Source organism: Thermotoga profunda AZM34c06, from assembly GCF_000828675.1.
GTDB classification, from domain to species: Bacteria; Thermotogota; Thermotogae; order Thermotogales; family DSM-5069; genus Pseudothermotoga_B; species Pseudothermotoga_B profunda.
On record NZ_AP014510.1, the window covers coordinates 63,335 to 78,687 of the forward strand.

Below are 15,353 nucleotides of genomic sequence, written 5' to 3' on the forward strand. Positions count from 1 at the left end.
ATCTATCGTGTAAAATCATTTTGGAAGCAAATGACCAAGGAGGTGAAAAATCATCGAAGCAACTTCACCATTTGCACGTTTAAAAGATTTCAAAGTGATCGAATTTTTCACAGGTAAATCGATCGATATAAAGTCTGATAAGATAGAAATCTTTGTAGATGAAAAGCCAATCAAAATAGATATTAAACCTATTGATGATAATCTCTTTTATATCTTTATAGACCAATCTTTGAAAGAAGAAGATCTATCAAAGGATATTTTTCTTCATATCAACAATGATCAAAAAATCAGGGTATACAGTATAGAAGTACTCGATAATTTGTATTATGATGGGCCTCTGGGCTCTTTTTTCTCACCTCAACACACAGAGTTTTATGTCTGGTCACCGGTGAGTAAATGGGTAGAATTACTTCTTTATCCTTCAATTGAAGAACAACCAGAGAAAATTGTTCGAATGCAAAGATTGAAAAATGGTGTTTGGTACACAAAAGTTATTGGAAATCTGGAAGGCTGGTTTTATAGGTACAGATTTTTCAGCTACGGAAAAATTAGAGAATCAGTCGATCTTTATTCAAAAGCTGTCTCCTTGCAAAGTACTCATGGTGTCGTTGTAGATCTTGAAAAAACAAATCCATCGAAATGGAAAGAAGATCACCATGTTTCTCTGAAAAACTATCAAGATGCGATAATCTATGAGATCCATGTCGCAGATATGACTGGTTCTACAAACAGTGGCGTTCAAAAAAAATCAAGTTACCTTGGTTTGACAGAAGACAATACTTTTACACCACAAGGAGTGAATACTGGCCTTTCACACATAACAGAACTCGGCGTAACTCATGTTCATCTATTACCAATCAACGACTTTTACACAGGCGATGATATTCAAAGAGATTTTGAAAATCACTATAACTGGGGTTATGACCCTTATCTTTACATGGTGCCAGAGGGATCTTATAGTACAAACCCATCTGACCCTATTTGTAGAATTAAGGAAGTCAAGCAGATGATTCAAAGATTTCACGAAAAAGGTATCGGTGTGATCATAGATGTCGTTTTCCCTCATACTTTTTCCAAAGGTGAGCAGTCGCCATTTGACCAAACGGTACCATTTTATTATTACAGAATAGATAAAACAGGTGGTTATATCGATGAAACGGGAATGGGAAATACTGTGGCGAGTGAAAGGCTCATGGTCAGACGCTTTATTCTGGACACTTTGATCTATTGGACTAAAGAATACCACATCGATGGGTTTAGATTTGATCAAATGGGTGTAATGGACAAACAGACAATGTTCACCATTCAAAAAGAAATTAAATCGATTAACCCAAGTGCCATTCTTTACGGCGAGCCATGGGGAGGAATGGGTGTAAAACCAAGATTTGGCAAAGATGACGTAAAAGGAACGAAAATAGCCGTTTTCAACGATGAATTTAGAGATGCAATTAGGGGTTCGGTCTTCAATGTGAAGAAAAAGGGATTCATTATGGGTGCTCATGGAAAGGAATATCAAATACGACGAGGAGTGGTTGGAAGTGTAGAATATAATCTTAAAATAAAGGGGTTTGCCTTAAACAGTGAGGAATCAATAAATTACGCTGAATGTCACGATAATCATACGCTTTGGGATAAGAACATGCTTGCAGCTATATCAGATAAATCAAAAAAGTGGTCTGTTGAAGAGTTGAAAAACTGTCAGAAACTCGCGGCGGCTATCATTCTGACAAGTCAAGGTGTTCCTTTTCTCCATGCTGGTCAGGATTTTTGTAGAACAAAAAATTTCAATGGAAATTCATACAACGCTCCTATTTCTTTGAATGCGCTCAACTACGATCGAAAACTTGAATTTATAGATGTTTATGAATATCACAAAGGACTAATCAAATTGAGAAAACATCATCCGGCTTTCAGAATGAGAACGACCGAACAAATCAAAAAACACATAACCTTTTTAAGTGCACCAAAACGAGTCGTGGCTTTTCTCATAAAAGATCATGCAAATGACGACGTGTGGGATCAGATACTCGTTTTATACAATGCCAACACTGAGCGGGTTCATTTTGAATTACCAGATGGCAATTGGAGTGTTGTTGTCGATTCTAAACAAGCGGGAATTGAAACCTTGTATCAAGTAGAAAAAGAAGTGATACTCGAACCAATATCGGCATCGATTATGTATGTGAGGTGATTTGAAGTTGATTGAAATACCAAAGATGGAATTCATAGAATACTTTAACGCACCAATTGAAAAGGTATGGCAAATCTTTGTCAATCCCAACGGTTGGGATCCATGGTTCACAGACGGTATGAAATTGGAACTCAAAGAAGGTGGAGGAATATTTTTTCGTTGGGTCCGATTGACTCATGGTGAAACAGTAGAAGATAAAGGTATTACGATGATTTTTGAGCCATGCAAAAACTGGGAATTTTGGTGGTATGAATACGAAGATGGCTTTAGATCACATGTGACTATGAGTTTCCAAGCCAACGGGGACAAGGGAACATGGGTAAAAATACAAGATAAGGTTCTGGTGACTGAAATAAATGAACTCCCTATAGCCTTTGGATGTGCATTTGGCTGGGGGCAAATGTTGTGTCTTGCGAAGGCTTATATTGAAAAAGGTTTAATCTTGATATAGGAGGTGGAGATATGTTCAACATCTTTTTGCCAACAAAAATCATATTTGGTGAGGGTACGCTTGAGAAACTTCCGTCGTCTATTAAAGAGCTCGGTGAAAAGGCGATGATTGTCACAGGTAAAAAGAGCACAAAAAAAACAGGTTTACTGGACAGGGTAATAAAATTACTCGAGCAAAAAAACGTCAAAGTGATCATTTTTGATAAGATTCAACCAAACCCAATAAGCGATGATGTCGATGAAGCTGCTCAAATTGCAATCAAAGAAAAGGTTGATTTTGTAATCGGTCTTGGTGGAGGGAGTGCCATAGATTCAGCTAAAGCAATCGCCATAACGGCAGCAATGGGTGGGAAGTTCTGGGATTATGTAGAAGTTGGAGGTGGCAAAAAACCAAACAAAGCTTTACCAGTGATTGCAATACCGACGACACATGGAACAGGTACCGAAGCCGATCCATTTGCCGTTATAACCAATCCTCAAACAAATGAAAAAGTCGGTATAGGATACAACGTCATCTTTCCGAAAATTTCAATAGTCGATCCAACATTAATGGTAACACTTTCAAAAGATCAGACAGCCTATACATCCATGGATGCTTTTTACCATTCTCTCGAAGCCTTTCTAAACATAGACGCAAATGTCTATTCAGACACGTTGGCAATAGATTCTATGAAAAGAATCGTTGCAAACCTTCAAGCTGCTTACGAAAACGGAAACGACATCTACGCTCGTACCAATCTTGCCTGGGCGAGTACAGAAGCAGGTATTACTGAAACTCTCACCGGTGTCATAGCAAATCACGCTATAGAGCATGGGCTGAGTGGTTTCAACCCACAACTACCTCATGGACTTGGACTGTGTATAACAGGGCCATATTTACTCGAGTACATGTTCGACAAATGTTATGAAAGACTTGCCGTTCTTGCCAAAGAGATCTTCAATCTCCAAGAATGCAGTATAAAAAAATCTGCTAAACTTTTCATCGAGAAACTCTATGAATTCCAGAATAGATTTAACCTCAATCCAAAGTTATCTACTCTGGGATTTGAAGAAAGTCAACTCGAAAAAATCGCAAAAGTTGCCTATAGAACAATGAAGGGTGTTGTTGTGAAATCACCAAAGAAATTAGATGAACACGACTTGTACCAGATAATCAAACGCGCATTTTGATCATTTTTAACAGTTTTGCAACTTGTCGGGATTAAGATATGAATTGTAAAGTACTAAAAGACACGGGAGGTGACAGGATGCCATTTTACAGGTATGTATGTGATAATTGTGGAACACAGAAAACAATTCTTCACTCGATCAACGAGAATCCCGTTGTCAAGTGCGATTCTTGTGGTAAAGAGATGAAACGCGAAATCTCAAGAGTAGGAATCGTTTTTAAAGGAAGCGGTTTTTACTGCACAGACAACAAAAAGAATGGTTCACAGCCAAGCGAATCTAAGTCGCAATCTGAAAAGGAAAAAGTAGCATGAAACGGGGCTTTACGCCCCAGATTTTTTCCAATTGGGAGGTGTTTATGTGTTTACAAAAAAAATAGATCACATAGGTATTGCAGTGAAAGATGCCTCTGCAAGGCTTTCGTTATACGAAGGTTTTCTTGGTTTAAAAGATGTCCACATAGAAGAACTTCCATCGAGAGGGATAAGAGTTTATATGATAAAAATTGGTGAGAGTAAGATAGAATTGCTTGAACCGATGAATGAACAGTCAGAGATAAACAAATTTCTTGAGACGAAAGGTGAAGGAATTCACCATATAGCCTTTACCGTTGAAGGAATCAATCAGGCAGTAGAACTCGCAAAGAAAAATGGTTTACAGCCACTCTCTGATTCTCCAAAACCAGGTGCTGGTGGAACAACAGTTTTATTCCTTCATCCCAAAACTACGGGTGGAGTTTTGATCGAACTCGTTGAAGGTAGTCATTGAGGGGGAATAAAGATGGATGAGTTGATAAAAAAGTTACAAGAGATGAACGAAAAGATAGAACAAGGTGGTGGCACTGAAAAAATAGAGAAACAACATGCTCAGGGAAAACTGACAGCGCGTGAGAGAATCAATCTTCTGGTCGATGAAGGCTCCTTTGTTGAAACTGATAAATTCGTTAAGCACAGAGCCACACTTCTTGGAATGGACAAGGAAGATTTACCCTGTGATGGTGTCGTTACAGGTATAGGCAAGATCAATGGAAGACCAGTTGCAATCTTCTCTCAAGATTTCACAGTTATGGGTGGTTCTCTTGGTGAAATGCACGCAAAGAAGGTAATGAAAATAATGGATCTTGCAATGGAGCTTGGTATACCTCTCATTGGAATTAACGACTCTGGTGGTGCGAGAATTCAAGAAGGTGTAGACTCATTGTACGGTTATGGTGGAATTTTCTATAGAAACACAGTCGCGTCCGGTTTGATACCACAAATAACCCTCATTGCAGGTCCATGTGCAGGTGGTGCTGTCTATTCACCGGCTATAACAGACTTCGTCATCATGATAGACAAAAACGCAAAGATGTTCATAACAGGACCCAACGTGATAAAAGCCGTTACAGGTGAAGACATAAATCAAGAAGATCTTGGTGGCGCATATGTACACAATACAAAAAGCGGTAATGCACATTTTCTCGCCACAAGCGAGCAAGATGCGGTTTCTTTGATAAAAACACTCCTTTCTTATATACCTCAGAACAACTTGGAAGAACCAGATTATATACCCGGAGATTATGATCTTTCACTCGGTGAGCAAATACTTTCATTGGTGCCAGTTGAACCAAATAAAGGATATGATGTTAGAGACGTAATAAAACTCGTAGTGGACCAAGACAGCTTTTTTGAAGTTCACAAACATTATGCAAGAAATATCGTAGTTGGCTTTGCAAGAATAGCTGGTAGGAGCGTTGGAGTAATTGCAAACCAACCCTCTGTTTTGGCCGGCTCTCTTGACATAGATTCATCAGATAAAGCCGCGAGATTTATAAGATTTCTCGATGCCTTCAATATCCCAATAGTAACCTTTGTCGACACACCAGGATATCTACCTGGCATTCAGCAAGAACATGGAGGAATCATAAGACATGGTGCAAAACTTCTGTACGCGTACAGTGAAGCAGTTGTGCCGAAAATAACGGTGATTTTGAGGAAAGCATACGGTGGTGCTTACATTGCCATGGGCAGTAAACATCTTGAAGCAGACTTCGTTGCAGCCTGGCCAACGGCAGAGATTGCGGTGATGGGACCCGAGGGAGCTGCAAATATCATCTTCAGGAAAGAAATCGAAAGTGCATCAAAACCAGAAGAAAAAAGAAAAGAATTGGTACAACAATACCGTGACACTTTCGCAAATCCATATGTTGCCGCATCAAGAGGTTACATAGATGCAGTGATAGATCCCAGACAAACGCGGGAATGGATCTCAAAGACACTCGACATATCCAAAACAAAGGTTAAATCCAACCCAAAGAAAAAACATGGTAACATACCTCTGTGAGGTGATCTGATGTCCATCGCTTCAATTGTTTTAACTGGTATCATAGTCGTGTTTTTGATCTTCGTGATTCTATACGTGGTTTTCATTTTGATGGGTTCCATTTTTCGCCAGAAAAAACCACCAAAACAGGAAACTGTCATGACTAAGGAAGTCAAGCCAAATACTGAAATTGAAAACCCTGAAGATGAGAGTCATATTGCCATAATAGGGGCGGTGATCAGTGAGATATTAGGAAAACCTGTTATAGTAAAAAGTGTCTATTCTGGCAGAACTTATGATATGCAAGATAGAACGACAACATGGCGAAAAAGTGGTTGGAAAGGAGCGAGAGGATGGCGCGCAAGTTCAGGGTGGTAGTCAATGGAAAAGAATACATAGTTGAAGTTGAGGAACTCGGTGGTTCAACAACTGTTCAAGTTCCCCAACCTATAAATATTCCTGTGGAAAAACCCGTGGAAAAACCTGTAGAAAAGTCAAAAGAAGAACCCAAAAAAGTTGAGCAACCAAAACAAGTGGTTTCTAAACCATCGACCTCCACAAATGGAATAGAAGTCAGGTCACCGATGTCAGGTTTGATAATCAAATTACACGTGAGTGAAGGACAGCAAGTAAGTCGAGGACAAAAACTCTTGGTACTCGAAGCGATGAAGATGGAAAATGACATACTATGTGAACACGATGGGAAGGTTACAAAAATCCTTGTAAAAGAAGGCGACACCGTTGAAACTCAGCAAACACTTTTGATAATAGAGTGAGGTGATTTGTGTGGAATTGAAAGTGGTGAGTTTCTTACTTTCCGAAGAAAAATTTGCACTCGATATCATGAATGTGGATAGCATAGTTGAATTGGGTAAGATCGTCAAAGTACCAGAATCTGCAGATTACGTCGAAGGTATCATGAATCTAAGAGGAAACGTGATTCCAGTTATAAATCTAAAGAAAAAATTCAAAATGAAAGATACCGAGAGAAAAACTTCCTCTAAGATCATTGTCATCAACTTAGATGATAGAAAAGTTGGGTTGTTAGTCGATCAAGTTCATGAAGTTCTAACCATCACAGACAAGCAAATTGAGCAACCACCAATGGACGTAGCAAAATCAAAAACGAATATACTGCTTGGTATAGCCAAACTCGATCAGGACCTTCTAATCATACTCAATGCAAAAGAATTGCTCACTGCCCAGGAACAGATCCAGCTTGAAGGCTTGACGAAGCTGGCGTGAATTTGGCAAACCAGATATCTGGTTCATAACTACCTTCGTACACACTGAATGCGATCAATTTACCATCTGCTGAGAAAGATGGATAGAAGGCATCGTGTGGAATATCCCTTGTGATGCACCATTTTTCTTGGGTAAGTAGATCTTTGATCCATATTGTGTAGTATCCCGTTGAGTTACACGAATAAGCAAGGTATCTCCCGTCCGGTGAGATAGCTGGGTCGTGTTCGTTGAAAAAGCTGTTTTCTATTGTAGCGACTGTTCCATCTGGCGTTAGTGCGTATATTCCAAAATCAGAATCTTTCAATCCAACAAAATAAACTGTGCCTCTATATGCCACTGGCGAAAAAACCATATCAAATTGAATTGGTAGATTCATTTTTGTTCTTTTCCTCGCTAATGTTGCCGAATAAAGGGCGTTGGATGTTTCGGTATCCTGAACGTACAATATAGTATTTTCATCGTACCAGTTGGGACAATACGCCGGACTGTTTCCCGCAGAAATCAACAAGATATTTTTCGAATAGTTTTCAAGTGGCATCGCATAAATGTTCCAAAAACCGTGTAACGAACCCTGAAAGGCTATCCTTTTGCCATCTGGAGAAAATCTTGGAAAATATTCACTGCTTCCAGAGATAGGTAGAATATCAATTTTACCCTCTGTCAGATCAAGCAAGGCGATATTCCTGTTACCAGATAATCTGTCTGTTATGAAAGCAAAATATTTACCATCAGGGCTGAAGCTCGCATATTCATCAACTGAAGGATGATAGGTAATCCTCAAATACTTATCGAATCTGTTATTTTTCAAAAGCCACAATGAGGCTTTCTCAAGTGGATAATGTGAGCACTCTCTGATGAACTCTGAGTACAATCTCTGTTCCTTTTTAGAATAAGAACACGAATAAACTCGCCGATTGTTTTCAACCCATACAGTATCGAATCTTTCTTGAGTGGCATCGTAAGTTGCACTGAAAGTTAGTTCATACCATTCTTCCTTCTCGATTTCAAGAGGTGATGTAAAAGTGATTGAACCATCTACACTCAACTGTAAATACACATCAGCCGGCAACAAAGAAAGTAGCGACTTTGCTACATCGTCGATGAGTTTTTTGGTGTCCTGCGAAGTTATCATGTTAATTTTTAATGCCACCGTTGTAAAAGCATGCACAGAAAACAACAACAAGAATGTAGTTAAAAGAAAACGCTTCATGTCTTGATTATATCATTTTAAAGGATTTATTAAAACGGACGATTAATAATATAGAAAAAGGATGTTCGGGGGTGATAGAATGAAAATCGATCCGATGGATCGGATCATAAATGTCAGTGGTACTCAAAAAATATCAACAGGACCTCAAACAGTACGTTTTGAGAAGCACGTCAACGAGAGTCAAGAAAACCAACCCAAAAATGTGGAAGATACAATAGAAGATCTTAAAAAGTCTTTTGAAAAGATCAAGACTTTCCTGAAATCAGAAGCCGAGTTTACGATAGACAGAGAGCTGAATATGATCATAATCAAGATTAAGAACATCGATACTGGTGAAATCATAAGACAGATTCCACCAGAAGTTGCTGTAAAGATAGCGAAAAACTTACAAGAATTGATAGGAATTCTTTTTGATGAGAGGGCGTGAGTAATATGGATCTTTCCTCAATAGCCAATACGATAAATTATAAATATCAAAGCTCTTCGAGCAAAATTCAATTTGGAGGCTTATTCTCTGGTCTTGATACCTCCTCCATTATAGATGCTATGCTTTCAACTGATGTTGAAAAGGCAAATAACCTGAGTACCAAGTACAAACAATTAGATCTAAAACAGAAAGTCTATCAAGAACTTGATGACAAATTAGAAGGTTTTATGAATTTTTTAAGTACTTTCAAGCTTCAGTCCTCACTTTTGGCAAAGAGTGTTGAAACAGACTCTCAGATTCTAACGGTTTCAGCCAATGCAAATGCGGTGAATGGAACATACTATGTTAAAGTGCTCTCGGCAGCAACACGAAGCTCATTACTGAGTGGTAGAACAATCGGTCCAGACAACATAAATGGCTCCACCACCTTTTCAAATCTCACATACAGGTATACACCAGTTAACTCAGAAATCAAAATCCAAAAAAGTTCAAGCACATATACGGTTTCGATAAACACTACTGATACAATCGACGAGATAGTTTCAAAGCTTGAAACAGTCTTTGGTTCTGGGAACGTGACATTCTCTGAAGGAAAACTGAAGATACAGAGTAACGAAGCATTCGCTATAAGGCAGACAAGTGGTACCTTCATGCAAGTTTTCAATCTGTCAGATGCTCCAATAACTCAAAATGGTTCAACTTATTCAATTCAAAGTACGGCACACGTTGGAGCAATTTCAGCAAATAAGACTTTATCTGATATTGCCTCCTATCGTGGATTAACTTTAACTGATGGAGAGATAAAAATCAACGATGTGAGTATATCTTTCAGTAGTACGACAACTTTAACTCAATTGATTAGTGCAATAAACAACAGCAATGCCGGTGTAACGGCAAGGTATGATGCAAATTCAGACAAACTAATTCTCACATCAACATCTACTGGTTCGACAACTATATCAATCGACGATAATGGAACGGGTTTATCTCAATTACTCGGTCTTGATGTCGGTGTCTTCAACGTTGGAAGTTCTGCACACATCCAAATTAGTAACGATGGCGTGAACTGGACAGATCTTTATTCTTCCTCCAACAATTTTAGTTATGATGGTTTGAATATCACAGTCAAGGATGTTTCGTCTTCAGTACAAACCGTGAGTGTTACAAATGATACCGATGCGATCGTCGAACAGGTAAAAGAATTTGTCAACAACTGGAATGAATTGATGGACTATATATATACAAGATTAACTGAAAGTGCAGTTACAGATAAAGAGGAAGATGAAATGACAGATGAAGAGAAAATGCAAGGAGTATTGAAGAACGACTCTTTCTTGAGAACCATATTCAATAAGATGAGAGAATACATCACAAAAAATGTCTCTGGAGATATCAAATATCTGTGGGAACTTGGTATAAGTACAGGCTCATATGGCTATGAAAATATGAAAATGGGAAAACTCGAGTTGGATGAAGATACACTCAGAGCAAAGATAGAGGAAGATCCAGAAGCTGTCTGGGCGTTCTTTGGCAATACCGAGACAAATTCAGAAGGTTTAGCTCAGCAAATTCAAAAATATCTAAGAGAAGTGACAAAATATGGCGGACAAATAGACTCGATTGCAGGGTTGAATGGAAGTATATCCAGAGAAAAACGTGTTCTTGCCCAGCAATTAGCCGATTGGATTGAAAGAATTCAGAAGAAAGAACAAGATCTATGGACAAGATTCTCAGCCTTGGAACAAGCTGTTGCAAAAATGCAGTCCATAGGTTCTTATTTATCCCAGATAACTGCAAGCAAAAGCAGTTCTTAAGATGTCTTCTTACTCAAAATTAAATTGAAATCACCCGGATTTGGAGAATCAAAACTGAAGGATACCTTTTTAACAATTGATTCTGATAGAGATTGCTTTATCTTGTCAACATAACCAGATAGTCGTTGATGAAGTGATACCTTCACTGTACTGTATTGATTGATATCTTCTATCTTCGAAAGTTCATTTACAACTCTTTTAACTATGACAAGAGGCGAGATTACCTTCCCTGTTCCTTTACAAACAGGGCAGGACGTGAACATGATCTGGTCAATAGAAGGAGATTTTCTTTTTCTGGTCATCTCGAACAGACCAAGCTTTGTGAACCCAACCAACTCGATATGGGCAGAATCACCCTTAACCACATTTTGTAATTCTTTCATGAGTCTGTCATAGTAGTCTTTCGAGGGCATGTCTATGAAATCAATAATTATTATTCCCCCGATATTTCTCAATCGCAATTGCCTGGCTATCTCATGAGCAGCTTCCACATTTATTTTATAAGCCAACTCTGCATGGCTCTTCTCAGCCACAAAGCTTGCTGAATTTACATCAAATACCGTCAAAGCCTCTGTGGAATCGAGTGCTATATACCCTCCACTCGGCAGATCTACTGTTCTCTCTTGCATCTGTCCCAATTGATTGTAGATACCTAATTTATCAAATAAATCTTCCTTAATTAGATTGACCAATGGTTTTTTTGGAATCCCTTTACAGGCTTCCTTCACCTTTTCATAGATCAGCTCATCATTGACATAGATCTCGTCGATCTGTTTGTTTAAACGCTCTCTGATAATATAATCTGCTACCGTGGGTTCGCTGCGAAGGAGTTTAGATTTCCTGGCTCTTTTGAAATCTTTGAGAATCTCAGCCCATTCTCTTTTGAGTTCTTCAAATTCTTCAACGATGATCTCTTCTGGGACAAATTCAGCCGCAGTTCTCACAACAATTCCTTCGTTTTTTGCAAGATTCTTAGTCAATTTCTTCAATCTTTCTCGTTCTTTTTGATCAAATACCTTTTTAGAAACACCTTTTGCACGAGAAAGCGGAAAATAAACCAGAAACCTGCCGGCAAGAGATATCTTTCCCGTAACCTGCGGGCCTTTCGAGCCTATAGCATCGTGCTTCACTTGAACCAAGACCTTCATACCTTCTTTAAGCGCTTCTGTCCCCAGAATTTGCTTTAAATATTGCCTTGAAAGATCGCTCAATTTCAAAAAGGCGTTCTTGCTTTCTCCTATATCTACAAAAGCTGCGTTTAAACCTGTTATTATCTTCTCAATACGACCTACATAGATATTTCCCGATAAAAACTCATTTTCTTCGGTGAAAAACTCCTGCAAGATGCCATCTGAGAGTATCGCACCGTTAACTCTTTTTTCCTGTAGATTTATTACCAATTGATTCACAAAATTCTCACCAACTAATCAACGAATTCAAATAAACCTATCTTACCGTCTTTTCGAGTATAGAGCATGTTTATTTCATTTGTATCAGAATTACGAAAGACAAAGAACTGCCTTTTCATCGTTTTGAACTGTAACATCGCTTCTTCCAAAGGCATTATTGAAAGAGGTATTCTCTTTGTTTCTGATATATCAGATTCTTCTTCCAACGGAGCAACTGCCATCTCTGGCATCTTTTCCACTGGAGTACGATGTTTTTCACGAATAGTGGATTTGGTCTTCTTGATCTTTTTCTCCAAAGCGTCCGACATTTTATCAATAGCAGCATATAAATCGGGGTCTTTCTCTTGAACTACAACTATGGTTCCCCTTAAATTTATATTAGCCTTCAGTACATAATTGACGGCATCTTTCTCTGCTTTTATCTCTGCAGAGACTACATCACTATCTCTTAAAACTCTGTCGACCTTTTCCAATCTCTTTGCCAGATATTGTTCGACAGCAGGTGAAGAATCAAAACCCCTTACAGTGAACTTGTAATCCATGGCTTCACCTCCTCGAGTAGATCTGTCCTGCTCCTAACATAATCATTAATTGCAGAAAAATATTCTTCTTGATGAAGCATGAAATAACCAAAGAGAGTAATCATACTATATAAAAGCGTATTTGTATCAAGATCGACCTTGATAGATCGTTCCATAGTTTTGCTCATTGTTGTAGAGAAAAATTTGATCTCTTCCTCTTCAACACTTTTTAGCGACTTGAGGAAAAAGTGGTAAGCCAGAGCAAGCCCAACGACAATCACCGCAAATCCAAATACAACAAAGAAATTGATAATCAAACCTGCTGCAGCAACTGCTATCCCAATATAAAATAGTGTCTCATCTGTTTTTAAGACAACTGTCGCGTAATTTGAAAATTTTTCAACCATTTTACGTTGCAATTCCTTTACAACAGAGCGCCATCTTATCAATACAAAGATCAAAATAAGACCAGAAACAAGGCACATACCTTCAGTAAGACCCAAGAAACGCAACGCAGATAATGCCATAAAATAATTGGCTGCAACTACGACTATAGAGGCTATCAATCCCAAGACACTTCCAACGAAAAAAATTATCAAACCATACGAATAAAAATCTCTCGACGGTAACTTTGACCTATCAAGAAATGGTGTCAAATACTTATCCATAAATTATCCCCCCTTTAAAAATGATAACAGAATTGACGCGAAAAAAAGCAACGCACACAGTGCGATCAAAAACAAAGATGTCTTAGAGAATTCCTGTGAAGATTTTCTGAAAACAAAAATTGAGAATATCATCAAAGATATCCCTGCAATCAAAAGTACATAGATCACTTTTATCTGCTCGCTTTCAGATTTGCTTCAACTTTTGTGTTCTTATAGAGTCTGTCCTGAAATTCCAAAAGTCTTTTTGCCCTTTCCTGGGCGTCCTTGAAAACATGAGGATCCAATTCTTCAGCAGGTACAACAATGCTTGCAACTATTGTAATCTTTTGGCCATCGCAGTGCATATAACCACCATATGTTGCAAAGGTTTTTTCACCGTCCTCTGTAACCACACGAACATAATCTATCGCAAGTTGAGCAACTATTGGAGCTCTTTTTGGAAGTATTCCCATGGCTCCTTCAACTGTCCTACAAGCCAGTAATTTTGCCTTGCCGCTCCAGCATGTAGTTGAAGGAGAAAGGATCTCAACTTCTATCATGCAACACTTCCTCTCAATCTTTCTGCCTTCTTAACAGCCTCCTCAATTGTTCCAACCATGAAAAAGGCTTGTTCTGGTAATGAATCGTGTTTACCTTCGAGTATTTCCTTAAATCCTCGAACTGTTTCTGAAATCGGCACATATTTTCCTGAGGCTCCGGTGAATCTCTCAGCTACAAAAAACGGTTGACTAAGAAAACGCTGTATTTTTCTTGCTCTTTGAACTATCAACTTGTCTTCTTCTGTCAATTCTTCCATACCCAAAATCGCTATTATATCCTGCAAATCTTTATACCTTTGGAGTACCTCCTGAACACCTCTTGCAACCTGGTAATGTTCCCATCCAACTACAGCAGGATCGAGGATCTTGGATGTCGAATCAAGAGGATCTACAGCCGGATAAATCCCAAGCTCTGCGATCTTTCTTGAAAGAACTACAGAAGCATCAAGGTGTGCAAAGGTCGTTGCAGGTGCGGGGTCTGTTATGTCATCGGCCGGAACATATATCGCTTGAACCGATGTTATAGATCCCTTTTGAGTTGAAGTGATTCTTTCTTGCAATTCACCCATATCCGTCGCAAGAGTTGGTTGATAACCCACCGCAGAAGGCATTCTTCCAAGCAGAGCTGAAACTTCACTACCAGCTTGAACAAATCTAAAGATGTTGTCTATAAACAACAAAACATCTCTTCCTTCAACATCTCTAAAGTATTCTGCAATCGTGAGTGCGGTCAGACCAACTCTAAACCTTGCTCCTGGTGGTTCGTTCATCTGTCCAAAAACCAAAACAGTATTTTCCAAAACACCCGCTTCTTGCATCTCAATCCAAAGATCATTTCCTTCTCTTGTGCGCTCACCGACACCTGCAAAAACTGAGAAACCCTTTTGCTCGATAGCAATATTTCGTATCAATTCCATGACAAGAACCGTCTTGCCCACACCAGCACCACCAAAGAAACCTATCTTTCCACCTTTTGGAAATGGAGCCAGTAAATCGATTACCTTTATACCCGTTTCGAGAATCTCTATCTGTGTTTTCTGCTCTGTAATAGCTGGTGCAGGCCTATGAATTGGCCAATAATCTTGTGCCTGTATCTCTCCATTTTCATCTATTGGCTTACCAACAACATTTAATATCCTGCCCAATACACCTCTGCCCACTGGCGCAACTATCGGCTTACCAGTATCAATAACCTCTAAACCTCTTGTCAAGCCATCCGTAGAATCAAGCGCAACTGTGCGAACAATATTATCGCCTATCAATTGTTCTACCTCAAGAATGAGTTTTTCACCAGTGTGGGGATTGGTTACCTCAAGGGCGTTGTATATATCAGGGAGTTCTTTTTCATTGAACTTAACGTCAACAACAGGCCCTATAACCCTGACTATGTATCCCTTTCCTGCCAAGAAAA

General features: G+C 38.9%; 17 protein-coding genes. 11 read left to right on the forward strand and 6 right to left on the reverse strand.

The genetic code is table 11. The features are described 5' to 3' along the window. Positions 1-94 precede the first annotated feature (94 nt). The 9 genes from pulA to TSP02S_RS00315 all read left to right on the forward strand — a co-directional run bounded on the left by pulA (position 95) and on the right by TSP02S_RS00315 (position 7,354). Entirely contained in the window at positions 95-2,191 is a 2,097-nt protein-coding gene (pulA, locus tag TSP02S_RS00275) for a type I pullulanase (RefSeq protein WP_052465226.1), read from the forward strand. A 7-nt stretch (positions 2,192-2,198) separates the two neighbouring features. After that, a complete protein-coding gene (locus TSP02S_RS00280) occupies positions 2,199-2,642 on the forward strand; it encodes an SRPBCC family protein (RefSeq protein WP_041083956.1) in 444 nt (147 codons plus the stop codon). 11 nt (positions 2,643-2,653) lie between these two features. Then, the gene (locus TSP02S_RS00285) at positions 2,654-3,811 is read left to right on the forward strand and encodes an iron-containing alcohol dehydrogenase (RefSeq protein WP_041081074.1); all 1,158 of its coding nucleotides are present in this window, start codon (positions 2,654-2,656) and stop codon (positions 3,809-3,811) included. Positions 3,812-3,888: 77 nt separating this feature from the next. Next, complete coding sequence (locus tag TSP02S_RS00290; RefSeq protein ID WP_041081075.1) at positions 3,889-4,122, forward strand: FmdB family zinc ribbon protein; 234 nt, start codon at positions 3,889-3,891, stop codon at positions 4,120-4,122. A 46-nt stretch (positions 4,123-4,168) separates the two neighbouring features. Continuing rightward, positions 4,169-4,576: a methylmalonyl-CoA epimerase gene (mce, locus tag TSP02S_RS00295; protein ID WP_041081076.1), complete on the forward strand. Its 408-nt coding sequence runs from the start codon at positions 4,169-4,171 to the stop codon at positions 4,574-4,576. 12 nt (positions 4,577-4,588) lie between these two features. After that, a complete protein-coding gene (locus TSP02S_RS00300) occupies positions 4,589-6,130 on the forward strand; it encodes an acyl-CoA carboxylase subunit beta (RefSeq protein WP_041081077.1) in 1,542 nt (513 codons plus the stop codon). 9 nt (positions 6,131-6,139) lie between these two features. Continuing rightward, entirely contained in the window at positions 6,140-6,487 is a 348-nt protein-coding gene (locus TSP02S_RS00305) for an OadG family protein (protein WP_041081078.1), read from the forward strand. Then, the gene (locus TSP02S_RS00310; protein WP_041081079.1) at positions 6,463-6,885 is read left to right on the forward strand and encodes a biotin/lipoyl-containing protein; all 423 of its coding nucleotides are present in this window, start codon (positions 6,463-6,465) and stop codon (positions 6,883-6,885) included. The genes TSP02S_RS00305 and TSP02S_RS00310 overlap by 25 nt, the downstream gene beginning before the upstream one ends. 10 nt (positions 6,886-6,895) lie before the next feature. After that, positions 6,896-7,354 (forward strand): chemotaxis protein CheW, encoded by a 459-nt coding sequence (locus TSP02S_RS00315; RefSeq protein WP_041081080.1) that lies wholly within the window; start codon positions 6,896-6,898, stop codon positions 7,352-7,354. On the opposite strand, the gene TSP02S_RS00320 is transcribed toward TSP02S_RS00315, so the two are convergent. After that, positions 7,305-8,564: a TolB-like translocation protein gene (locus TSP02S_RS00320; RefSeq protein WP_041081081.1), complete on the reverse strand. Its 1,260-nt coding sequence runs from the start codon at positions 8,562-8,564 to the stop codon at positions 7,305-7,307. The two genes, TSP02S_RS00315 and TSP02S_RS00320, sit on opposite strands and share 50 nt — an antisense overlap. Positions 8,565-8,643: 79 nt before the next feature. On the opposite strand from TSP02S_RS00320, the gene TSP02S_RS00325 reads away from it, so the two are divergent. Together TSP02S_RS00325 and fliD are read left to right on the forward strand one after the other, a co-directional pair. Further along, positions 8,644-8,991, forward strand: coding sequence for a flagellar protein FlaG (locus TSP02S_RS00325; protein WP_041081082.1), 348 nt, complete (start codon positions 8,644-8,646; stop codon positions 8,989-8,991). 5 nt (positions 8,992-8,996) lie between these two features. Next, entirely contained in the window at positions 8,997-10,805 is a 1,809-nt protein-coding gene (gene fliD / locus TSP02S_RS00330; protein WP_041081083.1) for a flagellar filament capping protein FliD, read from the forward strand. On the opposite strand, the gene TSP02S_RS00335 is transcribed toward fliD, so the two are convergent. The 5 genes from TSP02S_RS00335 to atpD form a co-directional block, all read right to left on the reverse strand. Beyond that, positions 10,802-12,214 carry an Rne/Rng family ribonuclease gene (locus tag TSP02S_RS00335; RefSeq protein WP_052465227.1) on the reverse strand — a complete coding sequence of 471 codons (1,413 nt, stop codon included), beginning with the start codon at positions 12,212-12,214 and terminating at the stop codon, positions 10,802-10,804. The genes fliD and TSP02S_RS00335 overlap by 4 nt on opposite strands. Positions 12,215-12,228: 14 nt before the next feature. Then, positions 12,229-12,756 carry a ribosome hibernation-promoting factor, HPF/YfiA family gene (hpf, locus tag TSP02S_RS00340; protein ID WP_041081084.1) on the reverse strand — a complete coding sequence of 176 codons (528 nt, stop codon included), beginning with the start codon at positions 12,754-12,756 and terminating at the stop codon, positions 12,229-12,231. Continuing rightward, entirely contained in the window at positions 12,735-13,403 is a 669-nt protein-coding gene (locus TSP02S_RS00345) for a hypothetical protein (protein ID WP_041081085.1), read from the reverse strand. The genes hpf and TSP02S_RS00345 overlap by 22 nt, the downstream gene beginning before the upstream one ends. 170 nt (positions 13,404-13,573) lie before the next feature. Then, positions 13,574-13,942 (reverse strand): ATP synthase F1 subunit epsilon, encoded by a 369-nt coding sequence (gene atpC / locus TSP02S_RS00350; RefSeq protein ID WP_041081086.1) that lies wholly within the window; start codon positions 13,940-13,942, stop codon positions 13,574-13,576. Then, complete coding sequence (atpD, locus tag TSP02S_RS00355) at positions 13,939-15,348, reverse strand: F0F1 ATP synthase subunit beta (RefSeq protein WP_052465228.1); 1,410 nt, start codon at positions 15,346-15,348, stop codon at positions 13,939-13,941. Before atpD ends, atpC begins: the two co-directional genes overlap by 4 nt. Positions 15,349-15,353 lie beyond the last annotated feature (5 nt).